This is a genomic window from Gemmatimonadota bacterium (genome assembly GCA_041390105.1).
GTDB lineage: Bacteria > Gemmatimonadota > Gemmatimonadetes > Longimicrobiales > Gaopeijiaceae > JAGQIF01.
Map to the genome: position 1 here is coordinate 155,732 of JAWKQO010000003.1, position 14,747 is coordinate 170,478.

Consider the following 14,747-nt stretch of genomic DNA (forward strand, 5'->3'; position numbering starts at 1 on the left):
ATGCCTCCATGGTTATATGTGTCAACATCGACTCGCCCCCCGCCTGGGAGCCGCCGGAGTGAACCCCACAGCCGCCTCTGCTGCCCCGACGCAAGCCCCCGTCCAGCGCTGGGCCAAGGTCATCGACCACACGCGGTGCATCGGCTGCCACGCCTGCTCCACCGCGTGCAAGTCCGAGAACCTGGTTCCGCTCTCGGTCAACCGCACCTACGTCAAGTACGTGGAGGTCGGGGAGTTCCCGCAGGTCCGGCGCTCCTTCCAGGTGACGCGCTGCAACCAGTGTGACGATCCCCCCTGCGTCCACGCCTGCCCGACCGCGGCCATGTTCCGTCGAACCGACGGGATCGTGGACTTCGACAAGGCCGCTTGTATCGGCTGCAAGGCGTGCATCGCAGCCTGCCCCTACGACGCGATCTTCATCAATCCCGACGATCACTCGGCCGAGAAGTGCAACTTCTGCGCGCATCGCCTGGACGTCGGACTCGAACCGGCGTGCGTCGTGGTGTGTCCGACGCAGGCGATCCTGGTGGGCGACCTGGAGGATGCCCAGTCGGCGGTCTCCCAGATCGTGCACCGGGAGCCGGTCTCGGTGCGGCGACCGGAGAAGGAGACACGCCCCAAGCTCTTCTACCGGGGTGCCACCCAGTTCACGTTGGACCCCCTGGCCGCGCAGCGCCCGGATGGTGGACTCTTCATGTGGAGCCAACAGCCGAGCGGCCCGCATGCGGTGACGTCCGGACATCCCGGCCGGCACAACTCGTCCGCGGCCGCACTCCTGGCCTATGACGTCGCCCACAGCGCTCCCTGGGACTGGCGGGTCTCCCTGTACACCTGGACCAAGTCCATCGCCGCCGGTGCGTACCTGGCCCCTCTGCTTCTGGCCGTGTCGGGTCTGCTGGGGTGGACGGGGAGTCTGTGGAGCTGGGCGGCACCGCTCGTGGGACTCGTGTTCCTGGGCCTGACGGGCGTGCTCCTGATCTGGGACCTCGAGCATCCGGAGCGTTTCTACCTCCTCTTCCTCCGCCCCCAGTGGAAGAGCTGGCTGGTGCGCGGCGGCTTCATCATCACCGGCTACGCACTGGTCCTGGTGGCGCACATGGCCTTCGGCCTGACGGGGCGCGCGCCCCTGATCCGGATGGTGGCGCCGCTGGGAGGCGTGCTGGCCGTGCTCACGGCCATCTACACCGCGTTCCTCTTCGGCCAGTCGCGTGGTCGCGACCTGTGGCAGAACCCCATGCTGCCGGTGCACCTGCTCGCTCAGGCCGTGATGGCCGGAGCGGGCGTCCTGGGCCTGCTGGCCCCGGCCTTCGGCGTGTGGCCGCTGCCGGCACTCCGTTGGGTGTTCGCCATCGCTGCGGCCGGACACCTGTTCCTGATGGTGAGCGATATCTGGGTGGGAGGAGCAACGGCGCACGCGCGCTTGGCTCACCATGAATTGATCCGTGGTCACTTCGCGGGCTTCTACTGGGGTGGCCTCCTGCTGTCGCTGGTCGCGCTGGCCGCACCGTGGCTGGGAATGCCCTCCTTCATCGCCGGGCTGGTGGGCCTCTTCCTCTTCGAGCACGGCTTCGTGCAGGCGGGCCAAAGGGTGCCCCTGGCATGAGCACCACGCCGTTGACACCGGAACAGCTGGAGCAGGTGGCCGGCCGTTTCCGCGTCCTGGCGGACCCGTCGCGGCTCTCCGTGCTCAATTGTCTGCTGTCGGGAGAGCGTTCGGTCTCCGAGTTGGTCGAGCTGACGGGGCTCAGGCAGGCCAACGTGTCCAAGCACCTGCAAATCCTGCACAAAGCAGGGTTCGTCCGCAGGCGCAAGGAAGGGCTCTGGGTGCGCTACCGGGTGGCGGACGCCGGTGTGGAAACGCTTTGCATGGTCATGTGCGCACGACTCCCAGAGGGAGCCACGGGGACGCGCGGGCGGGCGCGGTCCGCGCCCTAGCCGCCTCTTCGTCGAGAGGCGCCCAACCTGGCAGTGGGGCGCCGCCGCTGGCGCCCGCCCCCGTCACGCGCGGCCGCGCAGCATCCCGTGCCAGTACATCCGGGGCAGTGCGTAGGCCTTCAGCGCGTACATGCTGTAGCGCTCCTGGGACTGGTCGAAGGGGAACGACTCCTTCGGGACCTTGTCGTAGTCGAACTCCGCCAGGATCAGGCTTCCGTAACCAGTCACCAGTGGGCAGGACGTGTAGCCATCGTAGCGTGCGGGCAGATCATGACCGCGCAGGGCCGCCAGCAGGTTCTCGGCCAGCGTTGGCGCTTGCTTGCGAATGGCCGCGCCGGTCTTGGAGGTCGGCAGGCTGCTGCAGTCGCCGCAGGAGAACACGTTGGCAAAACGGACATGGCGCAGGGTGGCTTGATCCACATCGACCCACCCGGTGGAAGCGGCCAACGGGCTCTTCTTGATGAAATCCGGCGCGCTCTGCCGCGGCGTGACATGGATCATGTCGTAGCGAATGACGGTCTGCTCCCCACCGCCGACCGGCTCGAAGATCGCCTCTTTGGCGTCGGGACGCAGGGCCACCAACTCCTGGTTGAAGTGCGTCTCGATTCCCTTGCGTTCGATGACGCGATAGAGCGAGTCCGCATACTTCTTGACGGCGAAGATCCCGCCCGTTCCCGAGACGAACACCACCTTGATGTTCGATCGCACGCCGGCGCGACGAAAGTAGTCGTCGGCCAGGTAGCAGATCTTCTGCGGAGCGCCCGCACACTTGATACCGGTGCTCGGCTGTGTGAACAGGGCCGTTCCGCTCTTGAGCGCCTGCAGGTTCGCCCAGGTAGACGGGACGGTCTCGTATGAGTAGTTGGAGCACACCCCGGTACCGGGCTTGCCGACGCTTTCAGCAAGCCCGGGGATGGCGCCCCAGTCCAGCTGGATGCCTGCGGTCACCACCAGGAAGTCGTATCCGATGGTCCGCCCCGATGCGGTCGTGACCGTGTTGTTGGCGGGATCGAACGTCTCCACGCGATCGTGGATCCAATCCGCGCCGGCTGGGATGTAGTCCCTTTCGGAGCGCTCGGTTTCCTCGCGCGGGAACACTCCCGCACCCACCAAGGTCCACAGCGGCTGATAGTAGTGTTTCTCGGACGGCTCGATGATGCCGAGATCCGGAGCATCCGGTTGTGCGGCCAGCCGGGACGCGACGCTGAGGCCTGCGCTGCCTCCACCCACGATCAGCACCCGATAGTGGTCCTTCATGCTCCCTCCAGAAACGTCGGGCTGCTGCCCGACCACAGGTCAGCGCGCTCGGTCGACGCGAGCACCGAATTCTTTGCCAAAGTCGAGCAGGAAGCCGAGTGCCCGTTGAAGCTCCGGCTCCTTCCCCGCACGCAGCAGCGCCCAGATCGATGCCCGGCGCTCGGGCCGCTCGCGCGCGGCCACCAGCGACTGAGCAGTGATGCCGAGCGTGCGAACAGCGTGCGCGTCCAGCATTCCCGAGTCTGCTTCCAGCAGCACGTCGAACATCTCGGCCAACTGCCGCAGCGTATCGGGCCTCGTCGCCTTCTCCAGGAGGGCGCCGCCCGCCCGGGACCGCGCGGGCAGATCCATTTCCCGGGCCAGGTCGTCCGCGGTATCGCCCAGCATCGCCAGAGTCCCCTCGCTTCCCTCGACAAGATCGAGGAGGCGATTGAGGGAGATGGCCAGCTTGGGATCGGTGAGCCGCTTGAGCAGATGCAGGGCTTCGCGGGTGCGAGCATCGACGTCGACGTCCTGCGCCTTCGCCTCGCGAATCGTCTCGTCCACGGCGTCCGTGAACGCCGCCAGCGCACCCGGCCCCACCTGTACGAGCTCGGTCAGCCGAAGGACGGCCTGCTCCAACTCGTCGATCCGGTCGAGGAGCCTGGCCAGGACGGAGGCAACGTGAGGGTCTTCCAGCTTGCGCTTCAGAACAGCACCGTTCGGACCCGAGTCCATTCCTTCACCTCCACTGTGGGCCCCACCGGTCGTGGGAAACGGGTTTCCAACCTGCGGCGCTCTCCCATCCGGTCGCAAGCGCGACGATCAGCTTCGGCGCCGACCCTGCTCGGGCAGCTCTTCGAAGTCCGCGCTGCGTGGCAGATCGGCCAGGGCCTCCCGTAGGCCAGCAGGCGGCGGCCGCAGCCGTCGTTCCTTCAGATCCAACCATCCACCCTCGACCGTGATGCGAACAGCCGTCCGTCCGTCCCCACGACGGGCTTCATGCCGCAACCGAAACCTCGTTCCCTCGGGCGAGACCCCGGCAAGCTGCAGATCGTAGGTGAGGACGTCCCCCGCGCCCACTTCCTTCAAGTAGAGGTTTTCCTCCCGCAGGATCACCGCGCCGAACCCGAGCTGAACCATGCGCCCCTGGTCGAAGCCGCGACTGGCCAGATAGGACATGCGAACGTGGGTGCCGTAGTCGGCATAGGCCGTGTGGCGCATGTGCTGGTTCGAGTCGAGGTCCGCCCATCGGACCTCGAAGGTCTTGCTCCAGTTCGCCATCCCGCGCTCCTCCTTCAAGCCGCCCTCTTGGGACTTCCAGCGGCGACAGGGGTCTGCACCTGTTGATAGTTGCTTTTAGCAACTATATACTTGCTTTTGTCCCGAACGAACCCCCGTCCAGGAGTTCGAGTGAGCACTACCCCGACGCCGCGCGTCGAGGCCGTACGCCGGTTCAATCGATTCTATACCCGCCAGGTGGGGGCGCTGGAAGAGGGACTCCTCAAGAGCCCCTATTCCCTGGCCGAGGCACGGGTCCTCTACGAACTCGCCCATCACGAGCACACCACGGCCTCCGAGCTGAGCCAGGAGCTGCGTCTCGACGCGGGATACCTGAGCCGCGTCATCAAGGCGCTGGAATCGAAGGACCTGGTTGTGAGGTCCCGGTCCGAGCGCGACGGCCGCAGCCACGACCTCAGCCTGTCCGACCAGGGGCACGAGGCTTTCGCCCGCCTGAACGAGAGCTCGAAACGGGAGATCGGCGCGCTCCTCACGTCGCTCAGCGACGACGAACAAATGCGGCTCCTGGAGGCGATGCGCACCATCGAGACGATCCTGGGTGCCGAGCCGGAACGACGCGTTCCGTACATTCTGCGCCCACCGCAGCCGGGCGACCTCGGGTGGATCGTCCAGCGGCATGGGGTGCTGTACAGCCAGGAATACGGTTGGGACGAGCGATTCGAAGGGCTGGTCGCCGAGGTCGTCTCCCACTTCTCCAAGCACTTCGATCCCGCGCGTGAACGCTGCTGGATCGCCGAGCGGGACGGAGAGAACGTGGGAGCGGTGATGCTGGTGGCGCATCCCGATCGGGCTGGCACGGCACGACTGCGGCTGCTGCTGGTGGAGCCCTCGGCCCGCGGCCTGGGCGTGGGGCGTCGGCTGGTGCAGGAATGCGCACGCTTCGCGCGTCGGGTCGGCTATCACACCATCACGCTCTGGACCAACAGCGTCCTGACGGCAGCCCGCCGTATCTACGAGACGGAGGGCTATCAACTCGTCGCCTCCGAGCCTCATCACTCCTTCGGGCACGATCTGATCGGAGAGACCTGGGAGCTCGCGCTATGAAGCCGCGCCACAGACTCTCGCTCACCGAGTGGTCCGCCGCGTTGGACGTTGCGGCGTCGGCGGCGCTGTGGGAGAGCCATGCTCCCGAGCTCCTGCGCCTTTCACCGGGCGACGAGGCCCGTTTTGCACAGGTGTGCGCTCGCCACCATCTCCAGGTCGTCGATGCCTACGAGCGGCAGGTGTTGGATCTGGCCGCGGCTCGCTTCCCCCAGCCGAACGCCCTCGGCGCGCGCGAGCGATTCGTCGCCGAAAGGGTCGACTCCGCTTCGGTCCTGACGGCCGGCACCTGGGTGTGGTACCCGTGGAGCCGTACGGTCGTCCATCTACTGGACGAGGACGAGTACTTCGAGGTGATCACCAACCGCAATCGCGACAAGCTCACACTGGAGGAGATGGAGCTCCTGCGGGGCAAGACCGTGGGGGTCGTCGGCCTGTCCGTAGGCGCCGAGGCCGCGGTCACGCTCGCCCAGGAGCATCTCTGCGGCACGTTGAGGATCGCCGACTTCGACCATCTCGACCTCTCCAATCTCAACCGTCTGCAGGCCGGCTGCGAAGACCTGGGGCTCCCCAAGACCACCGTGGCCGCTCGCCGCATCGCGCGCATCGATCCCTACCTGCGCGTCGAAGTGTTCGCCGACGGTGTCACGGCAGGGAACCTCGACGACTTCATGGAGGGCCTGGACCTGCTGCTCGACGAGTGCGACGGCCTGGAGATGAAGCTGGTGCTGCGGGAGGCGGCCCGAGCACGCGGAATCGACGTTGCCTACGCCGGCGACGAGCGTGGGTTCTTGAGCGTCGAGCCCTATGGGCGCAACACCCATCTCCCGCTCTTTCACGGACGGATTGGCCGGGCCCAGCGCCCGCGCCAGGAATACGCCAGCGCGCTCGACTTCTGGAAGGACCTGTCGGTCTGGCTGGGAGGATGGGACGGAATCAGTCCGCGTTCACGACAGTCGCTCCTCCAGGTGGGCGAACACCTCTGCGGCTATCCTCAGCTCGCCAGCGAAATCCGGCTCGCAGCCGGCGAGGTCGGGCATGTGGCTCGACGGCTGCTACTCGGGGAGCCCCTGCGCGCACAAGTGCTTCAGATCGACCTTGATGCCCTGTTGGCGATGGACGGGGAAAGCGAAGACAACTAGGGAAGCTCGCCCCACGTGTGCAGAGAATCTCTGGCGGTAGCGCGAACGGTCCGGCCTCCGGGCGGGTCCGGCCCCTGGCGATTCCAATGAATGACGAAGGGGCCGTCCCGATCTCTCGGAACGGCCCCGACGTTTCGATCAGAGCGCCGAAGCGTCAGACCTTGGTGACGTTCTCCGCGGCCGGGCCCTTGGTGCCCTGGACCATGTCGAACTCCACCTTGTCACCTTCGTTCAGCGAACGGAAGCCGTCGGCCTTGATCGCGGAATGATGGACGAAGCAGTCCTTGCCGCCGCCCTCCACAGTGATGAAGCCGAAGCCCTTCTCGTCGTTGAACCACTTCACGGTGCCTTTGGTACGCATCTTCCTGTTTCCCTGGTGTTCGTCGCTCGAGTCGGAGATCCGTACCCCGGGGCGACTCACCAATCCTTGCGTGGATGTCCACGCTGAGTTCAGTGGGTCGTCCGTACAAGTAAAAAGCGGAAAGACCCAAGTCGCTCAGGCTTTCCGCCCCTTCAGCATGTTCGTAGCAGCCCACATTGTGGCACCTCGCCACAGTGCTTGAAGGATGAACGGCCGCACCAGGGGCGTCAAGGGGAGGGGCCCGAAGGCGCAACTCCCCGTCCCTAGCGGACCTGCGGCCCCGTCCCTAGCGGACCTGCGGCCGGCCCCGTCCCTAGCGGACCTGCGGCCCTCCCGTGCGGTCGTCCTGGACGAATCGCTCCCGACCGGGCATGGGGACGGCCGGCAGGCTGGAGGCATCGACCACATCGTCCGGTCCGATCCGGTCATTCTCCGCCAGCAGCCACGCGACCAGGGAATAGATCTGATCCGGCTGCAGGGAGCCCGGCGCCGTCTGGGGCATGGAACGGCGGATATAGTCGTAAAGTGTTGTGGAGTAAGGCCAAAACTCGCCAATGCTTCGAGCCCGGAAGCGCTCCTCCGCCGTCCCCCGCCCCACCAGCGCCGGGTTGATGCCCATGCCCTCGCCCTCCGGCCCGTGACAGGAGGCACAGAGGTCCTGGAAGAGGGCCGCGCCCTCACGGGCGGTGCCTCGCCCCGGCGGAAGTCCCACCCCGTCCGGCCGGACGTCCCGGTCCCAGGCCACGACGAAGGAGTCGACCGCATGGCTGCCGAGACCCCACTGCTCCGGTGGCGTCTGCGAGGCCGCCGGGGCCGCCGCCGGGGCGGCTGCCCGTCCCGTCGCGCCGTCGGCCTGGGGGCTGTCGGGTCCCACCTGGCAACCGCCCCAGGCGGCGGAGGCCGCCACCAACGCAATTCGGGGAGCGCTACGGATCGCCCACCCCGTCATCCCCAAGGCTCCTCGCGATACGTGACACGACCGTCGGAGTCGACGACCCAGGCCGTGATCGGGTTCAAGTGATAGGACGTGCGGGCGCTACGCGCTGCGATCAGCTGTTCGCGCGTCGGCTGCACATAGCCGGTCTCGTCCACGGCTCGGCTGGCGATCTCCGCCCGCTCACCCGACCAGTTCCACATGAAGCGGAAGCGTGTGTGCGCCTTGGAGAACACCGGCTCCTGCAGGTCGGCCCTCTGCCAGGTCGTCCCACCGTCCACGCTGACCTCGACCTGCGCGATGCGCCCGCGGCCGCTCCAGGCAATGCCCCGGATCTCGTTCCAGCCCGGCTGGATCCGCTGCGGATAGGACGGGGTGGTGATGATCGAGCGTGCGTCGATGACGAACGAAAACTGACGCACCTTCCCGTCGTGCAGGGGGTCGGTGTACTTCGACGTCTCGTCCCGGGCCATGAGCGGACCGTCGGTCAGCTCCAGGCGACGCAGCCACTTCACATTGGTGTTGCCCTCCCATCCGGGGAGGAACAGACGCGCCGGGTAGCCCTGCTCGGGCCGCAGAGGCTCGCCGTTCTGGCCGTACGCGATCATGGCATCGTCCCAGGCCTTCTCCATGGGGATGCTTCTGGCCATGACCGCCGCGTCCTGGCCTTCGGCAATCATCCACGTGGCTTCAGGGCGAGCGCCCACCTCGCGCAGCAAGATCGACAGCGGGACTCCCGTCCATTCGCTGGTGCTCGTGAGCCCGCACACGTTCTGGGCCAGCGTCTCGGGACCGGCGCGAGTCGGGAAGTTCCCCGAGCACTCCAGGAAATGGACGCGGGACACCGAGGGGAAGCGCAGCAGGTCGTCCAAGGTGAAGACCGTGGGACGCTCCACCATCCCGTGGATCAGCAGGCGGTAGGTGCTGGGATCGACCTGCGCCACGCCCGCGTGATGCCGCTCGAAGTGCACATCCGAAGGCGTGATGACCCCGTGCAGATCCTGCAGCGGCGTGCGTGACGAGGTCGCGCTCGGGTCCCGGCGAGGCCGCACGAACGGAGAGCGCTCCCCCAGCTCGTTCGGGAGCCGCCCCTGTACGGAGGTCGGATCGACGCTCGCGTCCTGCGCTGCCGACTCGACGGCTCCACCCTCCGCTGCGCCGGCCTCGGCGAGCACTCCGCCTCCCAGCACGGACGCGCCCAGCGCACCCGCTGCGCCCGCCAGAAGCGTACGCCGTGTCAGAGATCCGTTCTGGTCACGCTTCGAGGTCATGGGAACGTGTAGGCTGCGGCCAGCGTCAGGTTGGGAATGTCGGAGATGCCCACCCACAGCTCGGTGGAGAGCACGCCGAAGTCGAGGCCCCCGCCCACGTTCAAGCCCATATCGGTAGAAGATCCTCCCCGCAGGCCGGGCGTATCGGCGTCGAAGAAGTAGATCGAGAGCCCCCCCAAGGCAAATGGGACGAAGTTCTCGCCCACCTCGAAGCGCCAGTGCCCGTTTCCGGTCAGCCGAATGGCCGAGTAGCCGATGGAGAACTCCTCTCCGAAGGAGACGTCGACGCTGGGCACGATGAGCAACTCCGGCACCTCGGCGACCTCCACCTCCGCGTGGGCGCCGAACATGAAGCCGTCCGGATCCAAGGTCAGGCCTCCTCGGACACCCCACGAAACACCCTGGGCAGCCGCGGGCGCCGCCACCAGCAGCGCCAGTGCCACTCCCGTTCCCATCCCGAACGCCAGTTTCATCGCCCCACGCCTCGACCTCCGCCGCCGGCCCACCCATCCGGGGGGCCCCCTGGTGAGTCCCGGCGCCCAGTCGGGGGCGGAGGTCCTGACGCGTCCGACCGGAGCCTGCAGTTGACCATCGATCCTACGGGACGCGGCACCGCATGGTGCCGTCAGGCTCGAGCTACTCCTCGCCGTTCCAGAGCGGTCCGCGCGGATCCCCGATGCTGGACGGCAGCTCGATACGCCCACCCGGACGCACCCGGAAGGCCAGGCGCAAGAGTGCAGCGATCACGAGCGCCATCCCGAAGGAACACACCAGCAGCGGACCGGTGGCGATGTCGAAGACGAACGACGCGACGATGCCGGCCACGATCGCCGCAGTGCCGACCGCCCACGCCAGGACGAGGGCCCGGTCGAAGCGGTTCGTGAAGAAGAAGGCGATCACCCCTGGAATCACCAATGCGCTGAAGACCATCAGCACGCCCGCGATCTCGACGGAGAAGCTGATGGTGATTCCCAGGGACATGTAGAACAGAAAGTCCCAGCGTCGGCGCAGGTTGGTCGGGTGGGGGGTGAACGACGCTTGCAGCAACGGGCGCCGGAACAACCAGTGAAACCCACCGATGACCAGATAGGCGAGCACCAGGGTCATGACCTTTCGCCAGTCCGCCCAGATGAGCGTACCGGTCAAGGTCTCGCTCACATGCTCGGCCCCCTCGGCTGTGAAGCCGGCCAGCAAGAGCACGGCCGCCGAGGCCACCACGTAGGTGATCCCGATGATGGCCTCCTGCGGCACCGGCGACTCCTCCATCCGGGACACGCTGAACAGGATGGCGCCCAGGAAGGTGGCGCCGAACGCCCAGGTCAGGGATCCGGGAGTGCCGGGCTCGAGCCCCACGAGCATGCCCCCGGTGGCGCCCAACGCAGCGATCTGAGCAAAAGCCAGATCCACGAAGATCACGCCCCGGGCCAGAACGTGGAGGCCGAGGTAGGCGTGCATGAAGAGAATGACGAGCGCGGCTGCGAGGGGAGGCAGCAGAAGCTCGAGCATCAGGACCTCATTCCGAAGCAGCGCTGTGTTGGAAGGCGGCCGCCAGCCGGGTCACCCAGTCGTCGACCATGGAGAAGTATCCTGCGGCGCCCCGCGTGCCATCCGAGTAGAGAGGGACCATGACTGCCTCTGCGCCGCCGCGGTCCGCGACGCTGGTCACCTTGCCGCGGTCGAAGTAGCTGGCCGCGAGCAGGACGCGGATCCCGCGAGTCTTCATCAGGTCGATCAGCTCGGCCACGTGTCCTGGCGTCGGAGGGATACCCGGCTTGGCTTCGACGTAGTCGACGCAGGTCACACCGAAGCGCTCCTCGAAGTACGCCCAGTTCTTGTGGTAGCAGATCAGACCCTTGCCGCGAAACGCCTCGGCGGTCTTCAGCCACCCACCCAACGACTCGCTGAGGGGGTGGCCCGCCAGTTGGTTGCTGGCGAGGAAGTCCATCAGCCCACCTGAGCGCGCCAGCTGCTCCAGTGTTTCCGCGCCCAACGCCTCCACCAGGGCATCGCCGAAGAGCTTCCGGTCCAACTGATCCCGGAACGACGCCAGATTGCGATCGAACAGCGCGGCCCGATCGGGTGCCACCCGCTTGAGGCCGGTGGCGATGTTCTCCGCGACCTGCAACGTGCGCAGCGGATCGGACGTGAGATGCGGATTGCCGTAGATGTGCACATCGCCCGCGCTGCGATCGGCAGCCACCGGCACCTCGAGGAGCTTGATCCCCGTGTAGGCGGTGACGTAGCCGACGCCTCCTTCGGACACCCGCGGATTCCCCGCGCGATCCAGCAGCGTGGGGGCCCAGAGCTCGAGGTCGAGGCCCGTGGTCACGAACAGATCCGCGTTCTTGAGCGCCAGGGCGAAGCTGGGTTTGGGGCGCACGAAATGGGCGTCGTCGCTGGCGGTCGCGATCGACGTCACGTCGACCTCACTGCCTCCGATCGCACGCACGAGATCGGCATACACCGGTAGCGTGGTCACCACCTTCACGGGTGCCGGAGGCGCCCCGCCCGTCCCCAGCAGGAGGCTGGCCCACACAACGATCGAAGCTCCCATCATCGCTCCCTCAGTACGTCTCGTGCTTGTGCGGCCCCATCGACCACGTGAACTGGAGGGTAAACAACCCGGAGCCTTCCGAAGCGCTCCCGTCCAGCCACGCGTACTCGGCACGCAGGCGCACGTATTCGCTCTGCCACCACGTCAACGTGGGCCCGAACAGCCGGGCCGTCGAATCCGGATCCTCCGGGTTCTCACTCCAATCGGCCCTGCCACCGAGGTACCATTGCTGGGACAGCCGTGTTTCGAACAGCCCCCAGGCGCCCCGGGCGGACCCCGGTCCCGCGGGCACACCTGATCGGTTCAGAACGCCCCCACGCAACACCAGCCCCCGATAGAGCGTCCGACCCGGCGGGGACCAGGTGAGCGCCCCCTCCACGGTCCACACGTGTCGGTCGAACTCGGCGGCCTCGGTCACGGCGCGGCCGGTCAGGGCGCTCATGCCCAGATCGAGATCGAAGGCGCTCCCGAGCGGATAGAAGGCGTTCAGGTGGCCCAACCACGTGGGTCCGGTCGACGTCCCGAACAGAGTCTCGTTGGAGCTGCGCGTGAGCTCGCCCGTCACCTGGTAGGTCCCCCCCAGGAGGGACGTGGGGGCGAGCCAGTGGATCGATACGCCCGCCTGAGCCAGCGGCTCCTCGCCGATGAAGGCGAGGGCGGGCAGCGACCTGGAGTGGGAGTAGAGGGCGTGCGAATGCCAGCGGTTCATGGTGCCGAACTGCTGGTAGAACTGCCCCACCTTCGCGGAGATGCCCCCAGGCAGGTTCACCCACTCCAGATAGGCCTCCTCGATGGAGATGCCGCCGCCGTGCTCCTCCTCCGCGGCGCCCTCCTCGAAGGGTGCCACGTCGATCCCGGGCGTTTCGATGCCAGCGAAGACCTTGGCGCGGGAAAACGGATCGAGCGCGGATTGCAGCGCCAGCTCGATCTCGCGAGGGACGAAGTTGTCCTCGCTCGCATCCATGGAGCGGACAGCGCCGAAGAAGTCGCCGGTCAAGCTGATCTCGGGATTCAGCGCCTGGAGGGAGCGCTGCCTTCCTACGAACTCCTGCGGCGCAGGCCGAGCCGTGTCGGGAGCGCCCGCATTGGCCGCAGCTGCGGCGGCAGCGGCGCGCAGGCGGGCCAGCTCGTTCTGCGGTGCGGGCTCGGGTGCCGCGGGGGACCCCACTCGGGAACGCAGGCTGTCGAGCGCGGCGGTGAGTCGCGCGATCTCCGCTCTCAGCGAATCGACCTGTGCCTGGGTCGGCTGCTGGGCCGTCAGCCCGCGAGGAGCACCGAACAGGAGCATCCAGCACGTGACACCCAGCCCTGTGATGCGGCGGACCTTGCTCGTACCGCGCTCCTTCGCAGAAGACGAGGACGGGAGCCTCTCCGCTCCCGTCCTCCAAGCTAGGTGCTACACCGGGAATGCAAAACCGATCTCACCCGTCAGCGCGGGCCCGGTCCCCCGCCTGGAGGCCCCCCGCCAGGGGGTCCGCCCCGAGGGGGACCGCTGGCCCGATCGGAGCGCTGCCGCACCTCGTCCAGGATCTGCTCGAACTCGGGGCGTTGCTCCGGATCGAGTACGGCTTCGATGGCAGTGTTCATGGAATCCAGCGTCGCGCTCAGCTCGGGACGGATGCTCTCCATCACTTCGCGGCTGCGACGCCGCTGGGCCTGCACGATGCTGTCGATCTGGGTGCGTTGCGTATCCGACAGATGCAGTCGCTCGGTGATCTCCTCGAGGAACCGGTTGCTGGACCGGGAACGACGTCCTTCGTCACGCCGGCCCGGCTCGCGACCGTCCGCACGTTCCACTCCAGGCGGTAGCCCCGGCGGACGGCGATCGACCCAGCGGGCGCCCGCCGCACCGGTCAAAGCGCCGGCCACGAAGACCGACAGAATCAGTCCGGCCGGGCCCATCCACCCGGCGCCGCGGCGGTCGCTCATCGGGCCTCTCCAAACTCACCCAGCAACGCGACCACCGTCGGGGCTTCCCCCGTCACCAGCCAATCGGCCATGTCGGGCAGCAGGGCATCGGCCGGGTGCACCATGGCCGCTTCGGCCTCGATCGCCGGTGTGCCCAGCATGAACAGCGCGATGGAGGCGGCCGCCGCTACGATGCCGGCCGCGGCCATCCCAGCCCGCCGCCAACGCTCCAGGGCACCGGCCAAGCTCCACTGGCCCAGGGCCCGCCGCCGCAACTCCGGCCCGGCCGCCGCAACGATACGATCGACAACGGCCTCCCACCGACCCGGGTCTTCCGCCGGATCGAGCGTCCCGTAGACGGTCGGACCGATGTGGCCCACCACCTTGTCGTCTCTCTCGTTCATTCCTCGTCCTCCCCTCGGGAAGTCCACCGCCCTGTGGACGGCGCGAGGTCCGCCAGCAGACTGCGCAACCGCTTGCGGGCCGCATGCAGATGGAAGCGGGATCCCCCATCGGAGATCCCCAGACGCGCGCCGATCTCCGCGTGCTTCCATCCTTCGTGATCGTGGAGCACCAACACCGAACGCTGGAGCTCCGTCAGTTCCTTCAACGCTTCTTCCGTCCGCTCGCGCATCTCCGCGCGCTCCGCATCCGCTTCGGGAGAGCTCGACCCACCGGCCCGCTCCCCCTCGAGGGGCTCCGTGTGACGCACCTGCTGGTACTTCCGCACATTGTGGGCCCGGTTGCGCACGATGCTCAGGAACCAGGCGCGGAAGTGGTCGGGCTCCCGGCAATCGTCCAGTCGCTCCAAAGCGCGGATGAACGCGTCCTGACAGACGTCCTCCGCATCCTCGTCCGTCGCCACCAGCGGTCGTGCGGTCGCGAAGGCCACGGCCAGGTGACGACGCACCAGGTCCCCGAAGGCGGTGCTGTCGCCTTCACGGGCTCGGGCCACGAGCTCCGCGTCGACGACACCGTCGGGACCATCGGCGCGGGCGCGGGAGAGATCCTCGTCGCTCACCGGTCGCGCGACCGACCACACTGGTTCAACTCCAGCCACCCC

Annotated in this window: 17 protein-coding genes; 4 read left to right on the forward strand and 13 right to left on the reverse strand. The window is 67.5% G+C overall.

The genetic code is table 11. From position 1 onward, the window contains the following. Positions 1–58 precede the first annotated feature (58 nt). Together R3E10_13785 and R3E10_13790 are read left to right on the forward strand one after the other, a co-directional pair. Positions 59–1,603, forward strand: a complete 1,545-nt coding sequence (locus tag R3E10_13785; GenBank protein ID MEZ4416815.1) for a 4Fe-4S dicluster domain-containing protein — start codon at positions 59–61, stop codon at positions 1,601–1,603. After that, entirely contained in the window at positions 1,600–1,935 is a 336-nt protein-coding gene (locus tag R3E10_13790; protein ID MEZ4416816.1) for a metalloregulator ArsR/SmtB family transcription factor, read from the forward strand. The genes R3E10_13785 and R3E10_13790 overlap by 4 nt, the downstream gene beginning before the upstream one ends. A gap of 63 nt (positions 1,936–1,998) precedes the next feature. Here the strand turns inward: R3E10_13790 and R3E10_13795 are convergent, their stop codons facing one another. The 3 genes from R3E10_13795 to R3E10_13805 all read right to left on the reverse strand — a co-directional run bounded on the left by R3E10_13795 (position 1,999) and on the right by R3E10_13805 (position 4,455). Further along, positions 1,999–3,192, reverse strand: coding sequence for an FAD/NAD(P)-binding oxidoreductase (locus R3E10_13795; protein ID MEZ4416817.1), 1,194 nt, complete (start codon positions 3,190–3,192; stop codon positions 1,999–2,001). Positions 3,193–3,231: 39 nt separating this feature from the next. Continuing rightward, a complete protein-coding gene (locus R3E10_13800) occupies positions 3,232–3,909 on the reverse strand; it encodes a DUF1641 domain-containing protein (GenBank protein ID MEZ4416818.1) in 678 nt (225 codons plus the stop codon). Between the two features lie 87 nt (positions 3,910–3,996). Next, a complete protein-coding gene (locus R3E10_13805; GenBank protein MEZ4416819.1) occupies positions 3,997–4,455 on the reverse strand; it encodes an acyl-CoA thioesterase in 459 nt (152 codons plus the stop codon). 129 nt (positions 4,456–4,584) lie between these two features. On the opposite strand from R3E10_13805, the gene R3E10_13810 reads away from it, so the two are divergent. Together R3E10_13810 and R3E10_13815 are read left to right on the forward strand one after the other, a co-directional pair. Continuing rightward, entirely contained in the window at positions 4,585–5,517 is a 933-nt protein-coding gene (locus tag R3E10_13810) for a bifunctional helix-turn-helix transcriptional regulator/GNAT family N-acetyltransferase (protein ID MEZ4416820.1), read from the forward strand. Further along, complete coding sequence (locus R3E10_13815; protein MEZ4416821.1) at positions 5,514–6,656, forward strand: ThiF family adenylyltransferase; 1,143 nt, start codon at positions 5,514–5,516, stop codon at positions 6,654–6,656. Before R3E10_13810 ends, R3E10_13815 begins: the two co-directional genes overlap by 4 nt. Positions 6,657–6,810: 154 nt before the next feature. Here R3E10_13815 and R3E10_13820 read toward each other — a convergent pair whose 3' ends face one another. The 10 genes from R3E10_13820 to R3E10_13865 all read right to left on the reverse strand — a co-directional run bounded on the left by R3E10_13820 (position 6,811) and on the right by R3E10_13865 (position 14,726). Next, the gene (locus R3E10_13820) at positions 6,811–7,017 is read right to left on the reverse strand and encodes a cold-shock protein (protein ID MEZ4416822.1); all 207 of its coding nucleotides are present in this window, start codon (positions 7,015–7,017) and stop codon (positions 6,811–6,813) included. A 313-nt stretch (positions 7,018–7,330) separates the two neighbouring features. Next, positions 7,331–7,966 carry a cytochrome c gene (locus R3E10_13825; protein ID MEZ4416823.1) on the reverse strand — a complete coding sequence of 212 codons (636 nt, stop codon included), beginning with the start codon at positions 7,964–7,966 and terminating at the stop codon, positions 7,331–7,333. Next, entirely contained in the window at positions 7,963–9,222 is a 1,260-nt protein-coding gene (gene soxC, locus R3E10_13830) for a sulfite dehydrogenase (GenBank protein ID MEZ4416824.1), read from the reverse strand. Before soxC ends, R3E10_13825 begins: the two co-directional genes overlap by 4 nt. Then, positions 9,219–9,695, reverse strand: coding sequence for a hypothetical protein (locus tag R3E10_13835; GenBank protein ID MEZ4416825.1), 477 nt, complete (start codon positions 9,693–9,695; stop codon positions 9,219–9,221). The genes soxC and R3E10_13835 overlap by 4 nt, the downstream gene beginning before the upstream one ends. Positions 9,696–9,858: 163 nt before the next feature. Continuing rightward, on the reverse strand, positions 9,859–10,728 hold the full coding sequence (locus tag R3E10_13840; protein MEZ4416826.1) for a metal ABC transporter permease: 870 nt from the start codon (positions 10,726–10,728) through the stop codon (positions 9,859–9,861). A 7-nt stretch (positions 10,729–10,735) separates the two neighbouring features. Then, positions 10,736–11,779: a metal ABC transporter substrate-binding protein gene (locus tag R3E10_13845; GenBank protein MEZ4416827.1), complete on the reverse strand. Its 1,044-nt coding sequence runs from the start codon at positions 11,777–11,779 to the stop codon at positions 10,736–10,738. Positions 11,780–11,786: 7 nt separating this feature from the next. Next, positions 11,787–13,064: a hypothetical protein gene (locus R3E10_13850; protein ID MEZ4416828.1), complete on the reverse strand. Its 1,278-nt coding sequence runs from the start codon at positions 13,062–13,064 to the stop codon at positions 11,787–11,789. Positions 13,065–13,204: 140 nt separating this feature from the next. Continuing rightward, on the reverse strand, positions 13,205–13,705 hold the full coding sequence (locus R3E10_13855; protein MEZ4416829.1) for a hypothetical protein: 501 nt from the start codon (positions 13,703–13,705) through the stop codon (positions 13,205–13,207). Beyond that, entirely contained in the window at positions 13,702–14,088 is a 387-nt protein-coding gene (locus tag R3E10_13860) for a hypothetical protein (GenBank protein ID MEZ4416830.1), read from the reverse strand. The genes R3E10_13855 and R3E10_13860 overlap by 4 nt, the downstream gene beginning before the upstream one ends. Beyond that, entirely contained in the window at positions 14,085–14,726 is a 642-nt protein-coding gene (locus tag R3E10_13865; protein ID MEZ4416831.1) for a sigma-70 family RNA polymerase sigma factor, read from the reverse strand. The genes R3E10_13860 and R3E10_13865 overlap by 4 nt, the downstream gene beginning before the upstream one ends. Between the last annotated feature and the right edge of the window lie 21 nt (positions 14,727–14,747).

Bases quoted from the DNA above. Each gene is read 5' to 3' on its own strand.
- R3E10_13815 (MEZ4416821.1), top strand. From the start codon at position 5,514: ATGAAGCCGCGCCACAGACTCTCGCTCACCGAGTGGTCCGCCGCGTTG.
- R3E10_13840 (MEZ4416826.1), bottom strand. From the start codon at position 10,728: ATGCTCGAGCTTCTGCTGCCTCCCCTCGCAGCCGCGCTCGTCATTCTC.
- R3E10_13795 (MEZ4416817.1), bottom strand. From the start codon at position 3,192: ATGAAGGACCACTATCGGGTGCTGATCGTGGGTGGAGGCAGCGCAGGC.
- R3E10_13800 (MEZ4416818.1), bottom strand. From the start codon at position 3,909: ATGGACTCGGGTCCGAACGGTGCTGTTCTGAAGCGCAAGCTGGAAGAC.
- R3E10_13845 (MEZ4416827.1), bottom strand. From the start codon at position 11,779: ATGATGGGAGCTTCGATCGTTGTGTGGGCCAGCCTCCTGCTGGGGACG.
- R3E10_13850 (MEZ4416828.1), bottom strand. From the start codon at position 13,064: ATGCTCCTGTTCGGTGCTCCTCGCGGGCTGACGGCCCAGCAGCCGACC.
- soxC (MEZ4416824.1), bottom strand. From the start codon at position 9,222: ATGACCTCGAAGCGTGACCAGAACGGATCTCTGACACGGCGTACGCTT.
- R3E10_13835 (MEZ4416825.1), bottom strand. From the start codon at position 9,695: ATGAAACTGGCGTTCGGGATGGGAACGGGAGTGGCACTGGCGCTGCTG.
- R3E10_13825 (MEZ4416823.1), bottom strand. From the start codon at position 7,966: ATGACGGGGTGGGCGATCCGTAGCGCTCCCCGAATTGCGTTGGTGGCG.
- R3E10_13860 (MEZ4416830.1), bottom strand. From the start codon at position 14,088: ATGAACGAGAGAGACGACAAGGTGGTGGGCCACATCGGTCCGACCGTC.
- R3E10_13790 (MEZ4416816.1), top strand. From the start codon at position 1,600: ATGAGCACCACGCCGTTGACACCGGAACAGCTGGAGCAGGTGGCCGGC.
- R3E10_13805 (MEZ4416819.1), bottom strand. From the start codon at position 4,455: ATGGCGAACTGGAGCAAGACCTTCGAGGTCCGATGGGCGGACCTCGAC.
- R3E10_13855 (MEZ4416829.1), bottom strand. From the start codon at position 13,705: ATGAGCGACCGCCGCGGCGCCGGGTGGATGGGCCCGGCCGGACTGATT.
- R3E10_13820 (MEZ4416822.1), bottom strand. From the start codon at position 7,017: ATGCGTACCAAAGGCACCGTGAAGTGGTTCAACGACGAGAAGGGCTTC.